This window comes from Ditibartonella apis (assembly GCF_001952075.1).
GTDB lineage: Bacteria > Pseudomonadota > Alphaproteobacteria > Rhizobiales > Rhizobiaceae > Bartonella > Bartonella apis.
On record NZ_LXYU01000004.1, the window covers coordinates 232,563 to 251,117 of the forward strand.

15 protein-coding genes and 1 tRNA gene are annotated in these 18,555 nt (G+C 43.6%); 15 read left to right on the forward strand and 1 reads right to left on the reverse strand.

Annotation, left to right across the window (positions count from 1 at the left end; genetic code table 11):
- Positions 1-93: 93 nt before the first annotated feature.
- Complete coding sequence (locus tag PEB0122_RS10170; RefSeq protein WP_075870681.1) at positions 94-708, forward strand: invasion associated locus B family protein; 615 nt, start codon at positions 94-96, stop codon at positions 706-708.
- A 536-nt stretch (positions 709-1,244) separates the two neighbouring features.
- On the opposite strand, the gene gpt is transcribed toward PEB0122_RS10170, so the two are convergent.
- The gene (gpt, locus tag PEB0122_RS10175; protein ID WP_075914442.1) at positions 1,245-1,742 is read right to left on the reverse strand and encodes a xanthine phosphoribosyltransferase; all 498 of its coding nucleotides are present in this window, start codon (positions 1,740-1,742) and stop codon (positions 1,245-1,247) included.
- Between the two features lie 593 nt (positions 1,743-2,335).
- Here gpt and PEB0122_RS10180 point away from each other — a divergent pair.
- The 14 genes from PEB0122_RS10180 (at position 2,336) to PEB0122_RS10245 (ending at position 18,073) form a co-directional block, all read left to right on the forward strand.
- A tRNA-Lys gene (locus tag PEB0122_RS10180) sits at positions 2,336-2,411 on the forward strand.
- A 625-nt stretch (positions 2,412-3,036) separates the two neighbouring features.
- On the forward strand, positions 3,037-4,182 hold the full coding sequence (locus tag PEB0122_RS11980; protein ID WP_075917080.1) for a septal ring lytic transglycosylase RlpA family protein: 1,146 nt from the start codon (positions 3,037-3,039) through the stop codon (positions 4,180-4,182).
- Positions 4,183-4,234: 52 nt separating this feature from the next.
- Positions 4,235-5,398: a D-alanyl-D-alanine carboxypeptidase family protein gene (locus PEB0122_RS10190; RefSeq protein ID WP_075917082.1), complete on the forward strand. Its 1,164-nt coding sequence runs from the start codon at positions 4,235-4,237 to the stop codon at positions 5,396-5,398.
- A gap of 28 nt (positions 5,399-5,426) precedes the next feature.
- Entirely contained in the window at positions 5,427-6,098 is a 672-nt protein-coding gene (tmk, locus tag PEB0122_RS10195; protein WP_075870677.1) for a dTMP kinase, read from the forward strand.
- A complete protein-coding gene (locus tag PEB0122_RS10200) occupies positions 6,067-7,110 on the forward strand; it encodes a DNA polymerase III subunit delta' (RefSeq protein WP_075917084.1) in 1,044 nt (347 codons plus the stop codon). The genes tmk and PEB0122_RS10200 overlap by 32 nt, the downstream gene beginning before the upstream one ends.
- 81 nt (positions 7,111-7,191) lie before the next feature.
- Positions 7,192-8,739: a methionine--tRNA ligase gene (gene metG, locus PEB0122_RS10205; protein WP_075917086.1), complete on the forward strand. Its 1,548-nt coding sequence runs from the start codon at positions 7,192-7,194 to the stop codon at positions 8,737-8,739.
- Between the two features lie 2 nt (positions 8,740-8,741).
- Positions 8,742-9,515, forward strand: a complete 774-nt coding sequence (locus PEB0122_RS10210; protein WP_075917088.1) for a TatD family hydrolase — start codon at positions 8,742-8,744, stop codon at positions 9,513-9,515.
- 10 nt (positions 9,516-9,525) lie between these two features.
- Positions 9,526-10,338, forward strand: a complete 813-nt coding sequence (locus PEB0122_RS10215) for an MBL fold metallo-hydrolase (RefSeq protein WP_075917090.1) — start codon at positions 9,526-9,528, stop codon at positions 10,336-10,338.
- Between the two features lie 591 nt (positions 10,339-10,929).
- Complete coding sequence (locus PEB0122_RS10220) at positions 10,930-11,730, forward strand: ABC transporter ATP-binding protein (RefSeq protein WP_075917092.1); 801 nt, start codon at positions 10,930-10,932, stop codon at positions 11,728-11,730.
- A 1-nt stretch (position 11,731) separates the two neighbouring features.
- Positions 11,732-12,742 carry a FecCD family ABC transporter permease gene (locus PEB0122_RS10225; RefSeq protein ID WP_075917094.1) on the forward strand — a complete coding sequence of 337 codons (1,011 nt, stop codon included), beginning with the start codon at positions 11,732-11,734 and terminating at the stop codon, positions 12,740-12,742.
- Entirely contained in the window at positions 12,739-13,800 is a 1,062-nt protein-coding gene (locus PEB0122_RS10230; RefSeq protein ID WP_075917096.1) for a FecCD family ABC transporter permease, read from the forward strand. The genes PEB0122_RS10225 and PEB0122_RS10230 overlap by 4 nt, the downstream gene beginning before the upstream one ends.
- Before the next feature lie 11 nt (positions 13,801-13,811).
- Positions 13,812-14,774 carry an ABC transporter substrate-binding protein gene (locus tag PEB0122_RS10235; RefSeq protein WP_075917098.1) on the forward strand — a complete coding sequence of 321 codons (963 nt, stop codon included), beginning with the start codon at positions 13,812-13,814 and terminating at the stop codon, positions 14,772-14,774.
- A gap of 242 nt (positions 14,775-15,016) precedes the next feature.
- Positions 15,017-16,984 (forward strand): TonB-dependent receptor, encoded by a 1,968-nt coding sequence (locus PEB0122_RS10240; RefSeq protein WP_404801511.1) that lies wholly within the window; start codon positions 15,017-15,019, stop codon positions 16,982-16,984.
- 468 nt (positions 16,985-17,452) lie between these two features.
- Entirely contained in the window at positions 17,453-18,073 is a 621-nt protein-coding gene (locus tag PEB0122_RS10245; protein WP_075917100.1) for a TetR/AcrR family transcriptional regulator, read from the forward strand.
- The last annotated feature ends 482 nt before the right edge of the window (positions 18,074-18,555 follow it).

The following is an 18,555-nucleotide window of genomic DNA, read 5'->3' on the forward strand; positions in this document are numbered from 1 at the left end:
TGTTGCCCTAATTCTGCGTAGAGCTGTCATTATAGAGGTTGATATTTACCTTTCGGGATTATTTTTTTGCGCATTGAAAGGATTTGCCTGATCATGTCCCATAAAAGAACCTACGCTGCTATATCCGCATTGGCTGGCGCTGCTGCTCTACTCGTTGCGTCACATAGCACCGCCAATGCTCAGGGCATGCCTCAGGGGTGGTATAAGGTTTGCAGCAAGCAACAGGATGTTGATGTTTGTAACACAATGAATACCGTTGTTTCCAACACCGGACAACCGCTGACGGCTGTGAATTTGGTTGAAGTCAAAGGAAAGCAAAACGAAAAGCGTATCGGTATTCAGGTGCCGACAGGCCGTTTTATTCCTGAAGGCGTTCACATTCAGGTCGGGGATGGCCCTGTGAAAAAGATACCTTATGTTATCTGCAACGGCCCGAGCTGCATTGCCAATGATACATTCGATGATAAACTCATCAATGCTATGAAGACAGGTCAGAAATTGGTGGTAACAACCATTAACTTCCGCGGCACGCCAAATCCGATCGAAATTTCGCTCGACGGTTTCAGTGCTGCTTATACCGGTCCGGGTATGCAAGAAAAAGATTTTGAAGCCGAGCAAATGAAGCTTCAAAAAGCTGTTCAAGCCAAGGAAAAGCAGTTTGAAGACAAGATGCGAGCCGAACAGGAAAAAGCCAAGTCCGGCAATTGATGCTTCAAACAGTATTCAAATAATAGAAGGCCGCTTGCGGCCTTTTATTTTGCCTGAAATTGAAGAATTCGGTTTATTCAATCAAAAAATAATCAATTCGCGTTTGCCGCAAAACCTCAAAGGGCGCTTGGCTTGGTTTTCGCGCTAACAATCAGGTTGATTTCTCAGCTATAAAAGCTATCCGATCCGGTTTTCCGTCTTGTGAACAACAATGCTATAGCAACATCATTCTCTAGGTAAACGTGATGTCGATCGAAAGCGAAAAATTCGGGCTTTTAAGCTGGACGGCTTTAAAATGGCGAATGAAGCCAAAAACTATAATCGGGTTTCAAGATAATACCGCTTGAGTGGCGCATTCTCTTTGCGGAAACGCCGTCTTGATGAATTGCTGTTTAATGTATTTTTATTTGAAAAATAGGAAAGGCTTCAAGATAATCAAATCCTGAAGCCTGCTCATTTTAATTCGATCGTGTGAATAAATTAAAAAATGAACTGAAGGAGAGGCGATTCAACCTTCAAAACCGTTATAGGTCGCGTCAACCCGCATGTGAATCGGCAATCGGTTTTTGAAAAGCATATCCCATATCCCATGGGAAATAGATCCATGTGTCCTGACTGACTTCGGTTACAAATGTATCGATTAACGCACGCCCCTTGGGCTTTGCATAAACCGTAGCGAAATGTGCCTTCGGTATCATGTTGCGGACAATTTGCGCAGTTTTTCCGGTATCGGTAAGGTCGTCTACAACCAGAACACCTTCGCCGTCATTGACTTTGACATTATCACTAATGCCTTTGAGAATTTGCATTTCAGACTGGTGGCGATAATCGTGATAAGAAGCAATGCAGACAGTTTCAATAAGTCGAATGCCGAGCTCACGACAAATAATGGCAGCAGGGACCAATCCACCGCGTGTAATAGCAACCATCGAGCGCCATTCTTTTTTCTGGTCTGCAATGCGCCAAGCCAGCGCACGGGCGTCTCTATGAAATTGATCCCAACTCACGGGGAAAGCTTTATCCGGAAGCGACATACCAAGCTCCTAAATTTTCCAAAAATTGATTTTGCCTTGTAATCCCATTTAATTGCCTATTTCAAGCTTATAGGCATGGCTTTTTCGCGCATGCAGGAGTTCGAACCCGGTATTACAACGATATGAGCACCATAAGCTCCGCCAACGGTATTTTTTCACGTTAGTGATTCGCAAACACATTCATCTCCCGCTTCCAGCACATAGGTGTTTTCACTAACAATAGCGGTGTAAAACAACAGCTTAGGAATCGGAAAACGAAAAATTTATGTCGAAAAATTTATGTCGAAAAATTTCCGTCTGGTAATGCATAACAAGATAATGGAAAAACGTTTATTTTGTTCCCGCATCGGGCAATAAACATCCCTTAAATGTGACCAGTGCTTGTTTTTAAATGAACAATCTCCGGCCTAAAAGTTCTCTGGCGAGGATCATTACCACAACCGGACCGCATTTTCCCATTAGAGTAAGAATAATGACCTTGAAAAACCGCAAAAATTTGTAACGAGAAAAATTTTTTTGCTAAAAGGTGTTGACCTGACGCGATCTCGCCCGTATGTTCCGCCCACTTTCATCAGGTAGTTACCTTAATGGAAGAGCGCGTAGCTCAGCCGGTAGAGCAACTGACTTTTAATCAGTAGGTCCAGGGTTCGAATCCCTGCGCGCTCACCACTCCAAAATTTCTTAATCAGCATCTCCATACATCGTGTTTTTAAACACTTTTGTCGCGGGCTTTTCGTTCAAAGCGCATATAGCCGCAAACTTCATTGCTTTGTTTGACCTGTAGCCTGCGTAATCATGGTCAAGCAAACGAAGATAACCGCGCCGCTAAATCAGGGCGGTAAAATTTCTCATAAATTTATGTTTGGATTTGTTGCAAAATTGGGTTGATCGCGTAACGGGCTTGTCTTTTAGCGTAACCTAACAGCATTTCTGATAAACTTATGATTTTGTCTTTTTCATTAACGCTCGTTCGCTCAATCTATTTCTTTTAATTTCTACCGTCCTCCTAATGGTAAATAGGCGGACGAGTTTTCAGGCATCAAGTTCGACGAAGCGTTTGAAGGCAAAATAGCTGGAACCACGACTCCATGGTTTGTTTTCTGTTGTTAACGATATTTTAAGAAACCTGGCGATTGCGCGTATACACTTCTTAAACAATCATTAAAGATATGTTAATTGCTCCGCAGGAAATGGTTTTCGCCTTTTAAAAAAGCAGGAAACGGCATCCCGAGGTCAACTCGGAATTTGCCTGTTTCGGATAGCTTAACGGCGGCTTTACTGAACGGAACGTTGAATGTTGTTAGAATTTGAAAAGAACAAAAAGAACAGTTGCAAATTGCTTGTTCGTGGAATTTTCGTTTCATTATCTACAATGATGCTCGCAGCGTGTGCCAATCATGCGAAAGATGTTGCTAGTGCAACACCCGTAAAAACAGAGAGCGATCAGATAAAGGCGTATTCGGTTGTTCCGACTGCAAAACCGGTTGTAAATCATCACAAAAAAAATGGCGCCTCTCGGCAGGCTAACAACGTTGAAAGCAAAAAGAACAACGAAGTTGCTTATCTCTCTCCATCCGAAAGAGCATATAAAAAAGTAGGCCGTGCATCCTGGTATGGTGCTGCCTTTAACGGCCGTTTGACTGCAAATGGCGAAATTTATGATATGCATAATCTCACCGCAGCTCACCCGACAATGCCTTTACCAAGCTATGCACGTGTCACCAATTTGGAAAACGGCTCGTCAATCATCGTTCGCGTCAACGATAGAGGGCCATTTGCCGCCGACCGAGTTATTGACCTATCGCAACAAGCAGCAACAATGCTTGACTATAAAGATGACGGTCTAGCAGATGTTAAGGTCGAATATGTCGGTCGGGCACCAATTGAAGGGCACGATAGCGAATTCCTTTTGGCATCTTATAAGCCCGGTAATATTACTCCCGATACACTGCTTGCAATGGCAGGCGTGAACCTGACTTCTCCGGTTCCCGAAAATACAATGCAGGATATGACGACGCCCAACTATTCAGGGTTGAATAATCCGGCAATGATTGGTGTAACTTATCCGAAATTGCCTGATGTTGGCCCTCTGCCTGCTTTTAAACCTGATGATTCTCAACTGTTGGCTTTTGCCGGCGAAACTTCAACCAATGGCAAGGCTGTCGTTTTCAATAGCATTTTGACGCCGTCAAACAACGCTAATTCGTCCGACAATGCATCTCGTTCAACGAACAAAGTTTCGATTAAAACAGCAAAACCGAAATCTGCTAATGACATGAACGCTGCAGCCAGAACAGGAAATGTGGCTTCCAATTCCGCGAAAGTAATAAAAGTCCAAGGAAATCCCTCTGGAAATTTTGAACAAAAAACTGAACGGGCATTAGAAATTGCGTGGGCAACGGGTGTAAGCGAAGCTTTTAGTATTGGTAGTGAACGTTAAGCACTTGAGTGAGCGAGTGGTTTGTGCTGAAAACAGGCCACGGAGATCAAATATGCGCTCAACCATCATTCATCTTTTGTTGTTCATTGTTTTAGGCGGTGTAACAACACAATCATTCGCCCAGAATTTTGAGGTTTCAGCTACTCAGGCCATGATGATTGATGGTGAAACGGGTTCGATACTTTATCAGAAAAATTCGCGAACAAAGTTTGAACCGGCCTCTCTCACCAAGTTGATGACTGCAGAAGTGGTTTTTCATTTGCTCGAGAGTGGTGAGTTACATGAAGATCAACTTGTTCATATCAGTGTTAATGCATGGCGGACTGGCGGTGCACCGTCGCGGACAAATACAATGTTTGCGCCAGTAAATAGCGATATCAGTGTTCTTGATCTCTTGCGCGGCATGATTGTTGCAAACGGAAATGACGCAGCAATTGCCTTAGCTGAAGGTATTTCCGGTACTGAAGAAAAATTTGCGGATCTTATGAATGAACGCGCCAAGGAATTGGGGCTGAATTCAAGCCATTTTGTCAATGCAACCGGATTGCCGCAAAATGGACAATACACCACCGCGAGCGATGTTATCTGTTTGTCGCGATATATCGCGACGCATTATCCGAAATATTTTAAAATTTATTCCGAACCGGAAATAACCTGGAGCAAGATTACCCAACGTAATAAAAATCCGCTTTTTGCACTGGATATCGGTGCTCAAGGTTTGGCAAATGCCTATAGCGACAGTTCAGGATTCTCGACCTCGGCAGTTATACAGAATAACAACAGACAACTTTTTTTGGTTTTAAACGGCATTAAAAAAGAAAAGGATCGGCCGATTGAAGCAGCAAAATTATTGAATTGGGGAATGACTGCATTCGAATTCAAACAGGTCTTTCCTAAGGGAGCTATTGTCGGTTATGCACGTGTTTTCGGGGGTATATTGCCGGTTGTTCCACTTTTTGTCAAAGAACCCGTCGACATTTTAATGAATATTGAAAAAAAGCCCGTTATTTCAGCGAAAATTATTTATCATGGTCCGTTGGATGCTCCTATATCGCCGGATGTTGAGGTCGGGAAACTTCAAATATTCGCCAATAAAACAGTTCTTCTGGAAAAGCCGGTTTTTACTGTTAACGAAGTTGCAGAGACGGGACTTGTCGGAAAAGCCAAAGATGCTTTATATGAACTTACCATAGGTTGGCTAAGAAAATATATTTGATCTTTTAGAAAATATTCGGGATTGTGTGGTGAGTGGTTATTTTTTCACATTCGAGGGCGGAGAAGGGGCTGGAAAATCCACTCAAATCAGGATTGTCGGTGACTTTCTGAAAACACAAGGTTATGAGGTGGTTGTTACTCGGGAGCCTGGTGGCACTGCCGGTAGCGAAGCAATAAGATATGTTTTGCTTTCAGGCAATGCCCAATGCGCGGGCAAGCGGTTTGAGGCTGCACTTTTTGCAGCCGCGCGTGTTGACCATATCAATGAAATCATAGCACCGGCTTTAAAGCAGGGAAAAATTGTCTTGTGCGATCGTTTTATTGATTCGACCCGCGTATATCAGGGCGACGGCGAGAAAGATGAACGTGGTTATCTGACTATACTCGAAAAATTGGCGACTATCGGTCACACACCGGACATCACATTCATATTGGATATACCTGCAAAAGTCGGAATGGAAAGAGCAAATAAACGTCGGAACGACCGGTTAACAGTCGATCGGTTCGAAAAAGATAATCTAACCATTCAGGAAGCACGAAGGCAGGCATTTCTGGAAATTGCACGGTCCGAGCCGGAACGCTGTCGAATTATTGATGCTAGCCGCAATATTGATGAAATTGCCAAGGATATTGAAAATATCACTTTGCGCTTTTTAATCGGGAAAAAAGATGCAGGAACTGGAAACGCCAAAACAGTATGATGACATTGATGGCGTTATTCGTCCTTCACAAAATACACATATCTTTGGACATAACGATGTAATCGAAGCTCTTGGCCGCATGCGCAAAGAAGGGCGGTTGCATCATGCCTTGTTGTTTGAAGGGCCACTTGGCATCGGAAAGGCCACATTGGCCTACCATCTCGCATGGAATATTTTGTCAAAAAGCTCGGGAGATCTTGCCGCTCCCGAAGAAACGTCCCCCGTATGGCGTCAAATTGCGCAAGGCAGTCATCCTTCTGTCACACATATTTCCAGACGATATGACAGCAAAACAGAACGCTTCAATACCGGTATAACGGTTGATGATATAAGAGAAATCAACCGCTTTCTGGCTCAGACGTCCTATAATGGCGGTTGGCGGGTCGTGATTATTGATACGGCAGACGACATGAATAGGGCGGCAGCAAACGGCGTTTTGAAAACGCTTGAAGAACCACCCGAAAAAACACTTTTTATCCTTATATCGAATTCGTCAGGCCGGCTACTACCAACAATTCGTTCGCGCTGTCACTTGATCAAATTCCGACCACTTGATTACGATAATATGGGAAAAGCGCTGCACCTCGTTTTGGCAAACCGGTTGCCACCAGCTGCCGAATTGGACGCAATCATTGCCGAATCCGAAGGAAGTGTCAGAAAAGCGGCACTTTTGATATGTTATGGTGGAATGGAAATTATCCGTGTTCAACGAGAAATATTGAACCAACCGATCTTTGATGTTGTCAAAGCACAGACAATTGCGCAAGCTTTATCGGGGCGCGATGCCGTTATTCAATTTCACCAGTTTTGCGACAATTTGCTTTCTATTATATCATCAAAAGCGATGAAGGCAGGCCTTAGTGGCAATTCGTTGCTAAGTAACCGTTATGCCGACGCGTGGAAGAATATTGCCGACGAGATTGCAAAAACAGAAGCATTTAATCTGGATAAAAAGCAATTTGTGATTAATGTTCTTTATAAACTCCATAAATTGATGATCTCAGACGCCTGAATATTTGGTTTTTCCGTGACAAGCGCTTCAACTATCGCTATGTCAGATTAAAAAGCTGATATTGATATAGTTGGATATCCTATGCGTGAAAAATTTTATATAACGACACCAATTTTTTATCCGAATGGCAATCCTCATATAGGCCATGCCTATAATGCTATTGCCACCGATGCTATGGCGCGTTTTCAACGTGCAAATGATAAAGATGTGTTTTTTCTTTCCGGCACTGACGAGCATGGGCTTAAAATGCAGCAGACGGCGGAAAAACTGGGGTTGACGCCACTTGAGCTCGCCGATCGCAACAGTGCAGTATTTCAAAAAATGCTGAAGACACTGAACGTCTCGAACGATGACTTTATCCGCACGACAGAAAAGCGCCATTATGATGCCTGTCAGGCCATATGGAAAATGATGGAAGATAACGGAGACATATATCTCGACCGTTATTCTGGCTGGTATTCCGTCCGTCAGGAAGCCTATTATGATGAAAGTGACACCGAAGTCGGAGAAGATGGAGTCCGGAGGGAAAAAGAAGTTGGTTCACCGGTAGAATGGAATGAAGAAGAAAGCTACTTTTTCCGCCTGTCGAAATATGAAGATCGTCTGTTGGAATTTTATGAAAAAAATCCCGACTTCATTGGTCCGAACGAGCGCCGTAACGAGATTATCAGTTTTGTGAAATCCGGTCTTAAAGACCTTTCTATATCACGAACAACCTTCAATTGGGGAATACCGGTACCAGGTAACCCAAAACACGTCATGTATGTCTGGGTGGATGCATTAACCAATTATCTCACAGCTACCGGCTTTCCAAAGAAAAACACGCCAAGGTCGGACTTTTGGCCTGCAAATGTCCACATCATCGGTAAAGACATTATTCGCTTCCATGCGATCTATTGGCCGGCGTTTTTAATGTCGGCGGGCATCGAATTACCAAAGCGCGTTTTTGCACACGGTTTTTTATTGAACCGTGGAGAAAAAATGTCGAAATCGGTCGGAAATGTCATTGATCCGTTCAAAATGGTCGAGCATTACGGCCTTGATCAGGTGCGTTATTTCTTTTTGCGGGAAGTCCCTTTCGGTCAGGATGGAAGCTATAGTCACGATGCTATTGTCAATCGGACGAACGCTGATCTTGCCAATGATCTTGGTAATCTCGCGCAACGATCGCTTTCGATGATTATGAAAAACTGTAACGGGCTTGTGCCAAAGCCCGGCAAGTTTCTTGAACAGGACAGCGAGCTTTTGGAAAAATGCAAAAATGCGCTCCAAACGGCCCGTGAGACGATGGAAAAACAAGCGCCCCATTTGGCGTTAACTGCCATTTTTGCAGTCATTTCGGATGCGAATCGTTATTTTGCTGCCGAAGAACCATGGACGCTGAAAAAAACCGATTTCGAGCGCTTCTCAACCGTTCTGTACGTAACAGTTGAAATACTGAGAGAGGTTGGCATTCTGCTTTGTCCCTTCATTCCGCAATCGGCTTCAAAACTTCTTGATTTGTTGGCGATTGATCAAAACGAACGTATGCTTGATGATATCGTTAACCGGAAAATTGTTCCGGAAACGAAATTGCTAGCGCCAGAGCCGGTTTTTCCGCGTTACGTCCCAACAGAAGACGAAGATTGACTATGCTTGTTGATACACATTGCCATCTGGATTTCGAAACGTTAAGCAACGAGCTCGATGATGTCGTCGATCGTGCTCATAATGCCGGTGTGACGCGTATGGTCACGATTTCGACGCTTGTTCGCGATATGAAAAAGCTGTTGGATATCACAGAACGGTTCGAGGATGTATATTGCTCCGTTGGCACCCATCCGAGTTCTTCTCATGAAGAAAACGATACAACCGCCGAGAAACTTCTGGGATTTGCAAAAAATCCCAAAGTTGTAGCAATAGGTGAGGTGGGACTAGACTACCACTATGATGATGCTACGCCAACAGAGCAGAAACGTAATTTCCGTGAGCATATTGTTGCTGCCCGAGAAAGTCAGTTGCCGCTTGTTATCCATACCCGCGATGCCGACAATGACACGCGTGACATTCTGGTTGAAGAAACAAAAAAGGGAAAGTTTCCTTTTATTCTTCATAGCTTCTCTTCCGGAGAAGAGTTGGCAAAAACTGCGCTGGAACTTGGAGGATATATTTCATTTTCGGGCATATTGACATTCAAAAATGCGGAAAATGTTCGCCAAATTGCAAAAACAGTGCCAATCGACAGAGTGTTGGTTGAAACAGATTCGCCTTATCTTACTCCTGTGCCGTTTCGTGGAAAGACAAATGAACCTTCCTTTGTCAAACAGACTGCGTTAATATTGGCCGAAGTGCTTGGCGTTCCATTTGATGAATTAGCCAAACACACAACGGAGAATGCTTTTCGTGTTTTCTCCAAGATGAAATAGGACAAGATTTATGCATGATCGCTACAAGTTTACAATACTTGGTTGCGGCTCCTCGCCGGGCGTTCCCCGGGCTAATGGTGATTGGGGGGCATGCAACCCCGATAATCCAAAAAATTATCGTTATCGCGCGTCTATATTGATTGAACGTATCAAAGAAAATGGTGAGCGTACAACTGTCGTCGTCGACACAGGTCCGGACTTTCGTTCGCAAATGGTCGACCATAATGTTCATGAAATAACATCTGTCGTCTATACTCATCCACATGCAGATCACATCCACGGAATTGATGATCTGAGAACTTACGCAATAAGCCAGCATCACCTTATGAATGTTTATGCCGATGACGAGACATATCAGAGGTTATATGAGGCATTCGGTTATTGTTTCAAAACGCCGGAAGGTTCGAATTACCCTCCAATACTGAATCGGGAAAAAATTATCCCTTACGAGAAATTTACAATAGACGGAAAGGGCGGATCAATTACACTTATGCCTGTTTTACAGATCCACGGGGATATCCACTCTCTCGGTTTCAGACTGGATAATGTCGCCTATTGCACCGATGTAAACGAATTTCCTGAAAAAACGCCACAATACCTCGAAAACCTTGATGTCCTCATTATTGGTGCGCTGCAATATCGTCCTCATCCGAGTCATTTTTCCGTCGATCAAGCCGTCGAATGGGGTCGAAAACTCAATGCAAAGCGGATTATTTTGACTCATATGCATATTGCTTTGGATTATGATGAAGTGATGAAATACACGCCTGACAATGTCGAACCGGCCTACCAAGGCTTAACTTTCGAGGTCGACGCAAAATAGGCGATTGATTAAAAATGCCGGCACTGCAACCTTGATTGGAAAGCAGCCTAATGTCGGCATTCCATTTGTTGGTCGTCCTAACATATTCCGATTTTGCAGTATGAAAACTTTTCTATTCGGATAACGAGCCAAACAGTCTTGAGGACCGATTAATAATCGCTGTCAATCAACGGTTTTGATCTTGTTTTGATTATCAATTTTTTCTCCAAGAAAATCGGTAATTAAAAAAACGGAAGAATTCTTCGGAAAAATCCGAAGCTCATATTTTACCTCATTTCCGTACATTTAAAAACAGTTGTATTTGATGAACGATCATGTCGGTAAACGAAGTTGGATAGCAAATACAATTGCTATAAGCTTCAATTCCATACGAAAATTCGCTCACTTGATATGCCGGAAATTCTAATATTTCTGCAGCTATAATAGGGACAGATGTCACCGGCAAAATTCCGCATACATGTGGACAATCAGCATAACCCTTAAACGAGCAAACCGACATCGAACACTATTCGTATATTTTCGGTAATTTTTTAAGATTGCAAACTTGAGAATTTTTATATAGTTTACGCCCTAAAATAAATTGAGGGCGATATGAAACTGGAGTTGAACAACGTTAAAGCCGGATATGGCAAGTTAACAATCTTGCATGATATTTCCGTCGATTTCGTGCCTGGTGAAGTGACAGCTCTTATAGGTCAAAATGGTTGCGGTAAATCAACGTTGCTCAAGGCAATAATGGGGTTTCTGGATCTTCAGGGCGGCACGATTACTTTGGATGGCCGCGATATCAGAAGCTTTCATCGCAAAAACCTCGCACAGCTTATTTCTTATCTTCCTCAAGAGAGTTTTTGTCCGGATTATCTGACATTGGGGCAACTTATAGAGCTTTCCTCTTATGCACGACATTCATTATTTTCTGGCCCGTCTGCCAAAGATCGTCAATATTTTAATGAGGTTCTTGAAATTGTCGGGCTCGCGGATAAGGCACATTTGCCTGTTAATTCTCTTTCCGGCGGCCAAAAGCAACGAGCATGGCTTGCGTTAGTCCTGGCACAAAAAACCGATATGATATTGCTTGATGAACCGGTCAATCATCTTGATGTGAAATATCAATACGCCATTTTAAAGCTTGTTCGTGAATTAAGTTGCGAACTGAAAAAAACAATCATCGTTGTTTTGCACGACATCAACCTCGCCACCTATTTTGCCGATTATGTTGTTATGGTGAAAGCAGGCAATATCCATGCCAATGGGCGAACTCAAGACGTAATAACCGAGGAAAATCTACAGCAGGTTTTTGGAATTCCAGCCGAATTATTCCAGCACAACGGGCATCTCATTTGTCAGCCTTATCCCGACGTAGCCCGATCTGTTCGTTATATGGACGAATAAAATGCATTTTTTCAGGTTCTGGTCGGGTGGTGTGGTTCTATTTGTCCTTGTCTTCTATCTTAGTATAGCGTGGGGGGGAACTTTTTCTTCTCCATCAGATGTTTTTCAGGTGTTGATATCGCGCGAGCCAAACAATTACGGTCAAGCCTCTATTCTTTATCAACGTTTTCCGCGAGCGCTTATCGCAATTTATGCCGGACTTATCATGGCAAGTTCGGGATTGGTATTTCAAGGCTTAATCCGCAATCCGCTGGCTTCGGCTTCATCACTCGGAATAAATGCGGGTGCGACACTTTTTGTCGTGGGCGGTGCACTTTTATTCGGCGCAAATCTGCCAGAGCAGGGGGTATCCGCTTTATGTGGTGGACTTTTCGGTTTTCTTCTCTGTACTCTTATTGCCCGCATCGCCGGTAACAATGAAAAGACCACCGGTCTCATGCTGATTTTATCAGGTTCGCTTGTAACTATGCTGCTCATTGGCCTAAGCAATGCACTGTTATTGTCTTACGCCGATAGAAGAGGTGAATTCCTCTCCTGGATTGCCGGCAATATCAACCATGCCTATATCGATCGCCTATATCAATTCTGGTGGATTGGCTTAATAGCACTGGCATTGGTTTTTGTGCTGTCAAAACCGCTCACCCTTATCCTCCTCGGAAATGAAAAAGCTGCTTCAATGGGGGTCAAAACAGTTGCTATTTCACGATTTGCCATGGCATGTGCAATTGTTGCATCGTGTTCGGCTGTTGCTGTCTGCGGGCCAATCAGTTTTATAGGCCTCATCGTTCCGCATATGGTAAAACCTCTGGTCGGTCAGGACTTTCGCGTAACTTTACCGGCATCAGCATTAACCGGTGCAATTTTATGCCTTTTGGCTAGCACTATTTCACAGAATGCTTTTCAGCCTTATGTTGTCAATACAGGAATTATTCTGGATTTATTCGGCGGTATTGTTTTTATTTTACTCATAAGGAAATTCTATGTTTCTCCAAAAAACAGGAGCGACATATGAAGATATCCAAAACACTTGATGGGCGGCTTTCTGTCCTTTTTTTAAATGGAAAAGAGCTTGTTATACGCAATTTCGTTGTTGCAATAGCGCTCCTGTTTTTCTCGGCTTTTCTTTTTTTAGTCTCGCTGAATATCGGAACAATTGATACCGGCCTCATTGATTTCTGGAAGCTCATTAAAGGAGACGAGATTAATCAACAATCCTACTTTGCTTTATGGGATGTGCGGCTTCCGCGATTGGCTTTGGCATTTTTGATTGGTTGGAGCGTTGCAGTTTCGGGAGCTATATTACAGCCGATTGCTCGTAATCCTTTGGCTGATCCGGGCCTATTCGGTATTAGTCACGGTTCTTTAACAATGACAATCGTTTTGCTTGCGTTCATTCCCGGTGCTTCTCGTATGCTTATCACATTGGCCTCTCTTGCCGGCGGCTTGGGAACAGCATTACTTTTGCTCGCTTTGGTCGGCAACCGGCACTCCGGCGGGTTGGTCATTCTGTTGATGGGAATTGCCGTTGCGACAGTGCTTGCTTCTATCAACTCATTCCTTATACTTTATCTGCCAACCGAAGCATCCTACAATGCATCTAGTTGGATGGCCGGTTCTCTATTTCAGGCAAACTGGTTAAGTGTTTCGGCTTTTACACTGCTTTTTGTATTCAGTCTTTTGGGAATTTTTCTGGCCGGACATTCTCTCAATCGTTACGACTTGGGAAACGAGCTCGCACAATCGCTTGGTGAGCCGGTTATTGTTTCTCGTCCCCTGTTATTGTTATTCGCCGTTCTATTAAGCGCAGCTTCGGTGACAATTGTCGGACCGCTTGCTTTTTTGGGTATCCTTGCGCCGCAAATTGCACAATTTCTGACTGGCGCGAATGGTAGCGCCAGACTTTATATTTCCGGTCTCGTGGGTGCCAATCTCGTCATCGGCGCCGATATTATTTCAAAAAATGCCACAACTATTTCAATGCCTCTCGGGTTGACCACAACCATCATAGGCGTTCCGCTGTTCATTATCGTTTTACGGATAAGAACTCTTCGTCAATATTTTCAAAAATAAGGAAATATTCCATGCGTATCAAATATTCAGGTGCCTTAATTGCAATCCTTCTGTCAACAATTTTCACGGCGGCTGGAGCGCGGGAAGTCGTTGATACTATGGGGCGAAATGTTAATATTCCGGATCATCCCGAGAGGGTAGTTGTCATGAGTGAACCTGCCATCGCTGTTCCGATGATCGAGCTCGGTGTAACACCTGTCGGCAGTTTCGGTAGGGCAGATGACGGCACCTATCAGGTTGGCGCAGATTTTATTGATATCCTGTTCGGACCGAACCAGAAAAAACCTCAAGGCATAGGCAATAACCGTCAGGTCGATCTTGAAAAACTTTACTCGATGAAACCGGACCTCATTATCGGCACCGAGTTCGACGTTGATAAGGTCAAACAGCTTTCTTCAGTCGCTCCTGTTTATATGCAACATTATACAACCGGACATCTTGATAATTTTGCAATTGAAGAAAACCTAGCAAAACTTTTCGGCAAAGAAGACACATTTCAGAATTTGAAAGCAAAATACGTTGAAGACGTTCAGGAGACAAAAAAGCAACTTCCTGAAAGTCTTGCAAACAAGACATATTTACCGGTTATCATTATGGACCAGATCAATATCGTGGGAGAGGGGATCGGCGTGTCTCAACCCCTCAACGATTTGGGGATGAAACCTTTTGAAGTTTCGAACGATGCAACGCATTCGGATGGATCACCGAAAATTGTATTGCCGATAAGTGCTGAAACTTTCGGTTCTCTTAACCCCGATATCCTCGTGGTTATCATCAATTGGGGCGCCCCCGACAAAAGCGCTTCGGCAACGCGGGAAGCTTTGAACAAGCTGGTGCCGGGGTGGGAAAATTACATGAAACCGGCCCGTGAAGGACGTGTCATTTATCTTGACGGTTCCAAGGTTTTCACACCCGGTTTTGTCAGTGCCCACTATACATTAAGCGAAGTAAGAAATTGGGCCAAAACGCGATAAAATAATTTATTTCACCATGTAAAATAATTATTGACTCGAGATATAACATGAGTAATAAACTCATCTTTAATTTATTTCGCCAAAGAGGGTTTTATCCGATGTCAGTAATGTTATCGAAAACGAGGTTCCTTGTCTCGTCGGCTCATTGCCAGCTATTTTGCAGTTTTGTTTTTTTATCGTGCGCAATACCTTCTGCCTTTGCAGAGGATGGTGAGAATACGAAAGAGACACAATCAACTGTATTGGAGAAAGTTGTCATCAGTGGCGAAAAATCCTTAAGATCACTGCAACACACGGCTAGTTCGGTGACTGCTATAAGTGGCGACCGTATTGAGGAAAGACCGGCGGTAACGACGTTGACCGATCTTTTGAAAGGTACGCCCAATGTTCTTTATACTAACGATAGTGATGCACCTATCATTCGCGGCGTGGATACCAAAGGGCCGCTGGTCAAGGGTAATGCTTATCTGGCTAATCCGATTCCGCGCGCGACCATCAGTGTCGATGGTCGTTATCTAAGTTCCGGAGAATTCGGAATAGGGGCCGCACCGATTTGGGATGTGGAGTCGGTCGAAGTTTTTCGCGGACCGCAAACGACAACACAGGGAGCAAACGCCATTGCCGGTGCAGTTGTTATCAAAACGAAAGATCCGACATTTACACCGGAAGCTGAAATACAGTCACTTTATGGCACGAGAGCACAAAAACGCGGTTCTCTGATGGCTTCCGGCCCGATTACGCAGGAACTCGCAGGACGTGTTGCATTGGATTACAGTGGGCGCGATACGTTTATCAAATACACCAATCCGCAGTTTCTGGATTCGGATATGGATAACGATCCAAGAAATGTTAATGGTCGCGTAAAACTGCTATGGCAACCTTCTGAATTACCGGGTTTTGAAGGAAAACTTACCTATTCCCATATGGATGTCAAACGTCCCGCTTTCGAAATTGCGTCTCACCCCTATGATCAACTCCACGATACGCGTAATAGTACTGATAACATACAGACCAAGACCGATGCCGGCATACTCGACACGAAATATGATCTCGGAAATACGGTTATATTGTTTAACCAATTGCAATATTCAAATGGCACTTATGATTATAATTTTGGTCGTTCGTTTAATGGCACTGCCTCGAAAGATTACGACAATGTGTCGAATGAGTTCCGCGTCAATTTCGGCGACGAAACAACGACATTTAGCGGCCTTGGCGGTGTGTTTTATTCAAAAAGCAATTCAGAAAACCACATGTTGCATGATTTTGCATCGACCGATTTTACGGTTGATCAGGATAGTGTCGGTGTTTTCAGTGAATTGACCTATAGGTTTGCTGAAAAATGGGCTTTGACGGGTGGTTTGCGTTATCAATATGACGGAATTCGGCATGACGGAGTCGCAAGCTACGTTCCCGGGGTCCGTCACATCTATGACGAGAGTTTTGATGCTGTTCTTCCGAAAGTTTCTCTTTCTTACGATATTCGAGACGACATAACAGTTGGCGTCATGGCATCTCGCGGTTACCTTCCAGGTGGCACAGGTCTGAACTTTTCGGGCAAACGCTACTACAATTTTGACGCTGAAAAGGCATGGAATTACGAAATCTTCTCCCGTATCACAGTGCTTGATAGCAAGCTTTCATTGACGCCGAATATTTTCTACACGCGTTACACAGATTCGCAGCGTTCTGTTACCGATTACATGAATGGCAAACAATTCGGTTCAATCATTGTTAATGCCGACGAAGCAAAAACCTATGGTGCAGAATTGGGAGCTGATTATCAGGTTCTGGATAATGTGTTATTGCGGGGTGGGTTAGGGCTTCTCCACACTGATACAAGTGAATTTGGTGACACACGCGGCAATGTGTTTAATGGGAAGAAATTTGCCAAAGCACCGGGTTATATGTTCAATGTCGGTGCCGATTGGGACATAATCGAGAATTTGAGGCTGAGCGGAGATGTTCGCTATACGGACGATTATTACTCGACAGACGAAAATGATCCCGATTTACGGGTAGGGTCCTACGCTATCGCAAACATGCAGCTTTCTTATAAGCCCAACGACCATATGGAAATATTCGGCTACGCGAAAAATTTGTTTGACGAACGTGTACCGACAGAAAAGAATCGTGATCGCATCGCTGGAATTCAAGCCTATATGACAGAGCCGCGCGAATTCGGTGTAGGACTAAGGATGAAGTTCTAATCGGGTTGTGACAAAAGTCATGATCTAATCGATATGGAGAAAGCTATATAGCGCTGTGGCTATATGGCTTTTTCGCGTTTTTTGAAAAATTCTTGCAATTTGTGTTGCGAAGAAATTGATTCAATAGAATTCGTGAGATAACGAAGTCAGGCGGGGCTAGAAAACCGCGCTTCAAAAAACGGTATGAGTTAGTTGTTCCAAAAAATGCATAAAAGACAAAGGGAAAAAATTAACCGATAGAACATTTGACGTTGTTTTAGCTGCTACAATCGTGGGCTGGAGCTTTACAACCAATTCCGCAACCAATCGGGTAAGCAATCTGAAGTGCTGAAGATTGCCGCCGCGCTAACCGATAGAAACATTAACGGGATTTTGAAAAAAGAAATATGCGTTGATTGTGTCACTCAATTATTCGTGATAGATTTAAACTAGATATTATTGTTCAACCTTCGAAACTTCTCTTCTCTAATGACTGAACCAGCCAAAAAACTTTCACGGGGAAGACCTCCCACAATCAGTCGGGATAGAATAATAAAAGCGGCAATAGAAATAGGGCTTCCTAAAATCACATTCGTCGGCGTGGCCGAAAAATTGGGCGTAAGTCACATGGCGCTTTACAATCACGTTGACGGGTTGGAAGTGCTAAAGAAGTTGGTTGCAGAAACGATTTTTCTAGAATGGAAATTGCCTCAGTTTCAATCCGGCATTTCGTTACATGACTATCTGGTGAGCCTTGCATCATCAATGTGGAAGTTGGTCGAAACATACCAAGGGATTACGCCCTACCTTTTACGTCGGGATATGATTACGCCAGCGATTGAACAAAAAATTACCGAGCACCAGCATAAACTTGCAACTGCTTACCAGCTTCCATTTATTCAAGCGCATTGGCTGGCATTCACTATTTCCTACCATACGCTATCTATTGCCGACAGCGTTTTACCTGATAACAAAGATGAAGACGACTTGACCCGTTATCGTTCAAGCTTGGGAATCCCGAACATCGACGATGAATATGCAGTCGGATTACATGCACTCATTATTGGCAGTCTTTCCATTCTCGACCGGATATCCGAAAAGAGCAGGTGACAGAGTTAAGATTGCGCTATCAGTTTTTGCAACTTGCCAAAGCAGATTAAGCCAATTCAAAATTCATGTTTATTAAAGCTGCGGCAGATTGAGGTTGTGTGCCAAAAATAACGTATTCGAGTTCTGATTTTCAATTAATCATCAGACTTAAGGATAAGTTGAAAAATCGGTGCTTATGGCAGATACACAACAACCAGGCGGCGTTTCCCTACGACGCTTGTCATCAATAGGTTTAACGAATCCGTTTTTGATAATTTTCAGGATGTGTTGCGGCTCTTAGAAAATTGTATTTTTCGTTAGGTACATTTGTGGCGAGTGGGTAAGCAGCACCTGTTGTTTATAACTCTGGCATGTCGATATCCATATAAGGAAGCGTATCATCATTAATTGCATAAGATATATTATGGAACTTTTTATTATTATGGCGAGGTTGAGCAGGCGATTTATGCTCTCACACCAAAATCGCAGTATATTGGCCAATG

Coding starts and splice junctions, on each gene's coding strand:
- PEB0122_RS10170 (WP_075870681.1), top strand. CDS start 94: ATGTCCCATAAAAGAACCTACGCTGCTATATCCGCATTGGCTGGCGCT.
- gpt (WP_075914442.1), bottom strand. CDS start 1,742: ATGTCGCTTCCGGATAAAGCTTTCCCCGTGAGTTGGGATCAATTTCAT.
- PEB0122_RS11980 (WP_075917080.1), top strand. CDS start 3,037: ATGTTGTTAGAATTTGAAAAGAACAAAAAGAACAGTTGCAAATTGCTT.
- PEB0122_RS10190 (WP_075917082.1), top strand. CDS start 4,235: ATGCGCTCAACCATCATTCATCTTTTGTTGTTCATTGTTTTAGGCGGT.
- PEB0122_RS10200 (WP_075917084.1), top strand. CDS start 6,067: ATGCAGGAACTGGAAACGCCAAAACAGTATGATGACATTGATGGCGTT.
- metG (WP_075917086.1), top strand. CDS start 7,192: ATGCGTGAAAAATTTTATATAACGACACCAATTTTTTATCCGAATGGC.
- PEB0122_RS10210 (WP_075917088.1), top strand. CDS start 8,742: ATGCTTGTTGATACACATTGCCATCTGGATTTCGAAACGTTAAGCAAC.
- PEB0122_RS10215 (WP_075917090.1), top strand. CDS start 9,526: ATGCATGATCGCTACAAGTTTACAATACTTGGTTGCGGCTCCTCGCCG.
- PEB0122_RS10220 (WP_075917092.1), top strand. CDS start 10,930: ATGAAACTGGAGTTGAACAACGTTAAAGCCGGATATGGCAAGTTAACA.
- PEB0122_RS10225 (WP_075917094.1), top strand. CDS start 11,732: ATGCATTTTTTCAGGTTCTGGTCGGGTGGTGTGGTTCTATTTGTCCTT.
- PEB0122_RS10230 (WP_075917096.1), top strand. CDS start 12,739: ATGAAGATATCCAAAACACTTGATGGGCGGCTTTCTGTCCTTTTTTTA.
- PEB0122_RS10235 (WP_075917098.1), top strand. CDS start 13,812: ATGCGTATCAAATATTCAGGTGCCTTAATTGCAATCCTTCTGTCAACA.
- PEB0122_RS10245 (WP_075917100.1), top strand. CDS start 17,453: ATGACTGAACCAGCCAAAAAACTTTCACGGGGAAGACCTCCCACAATC.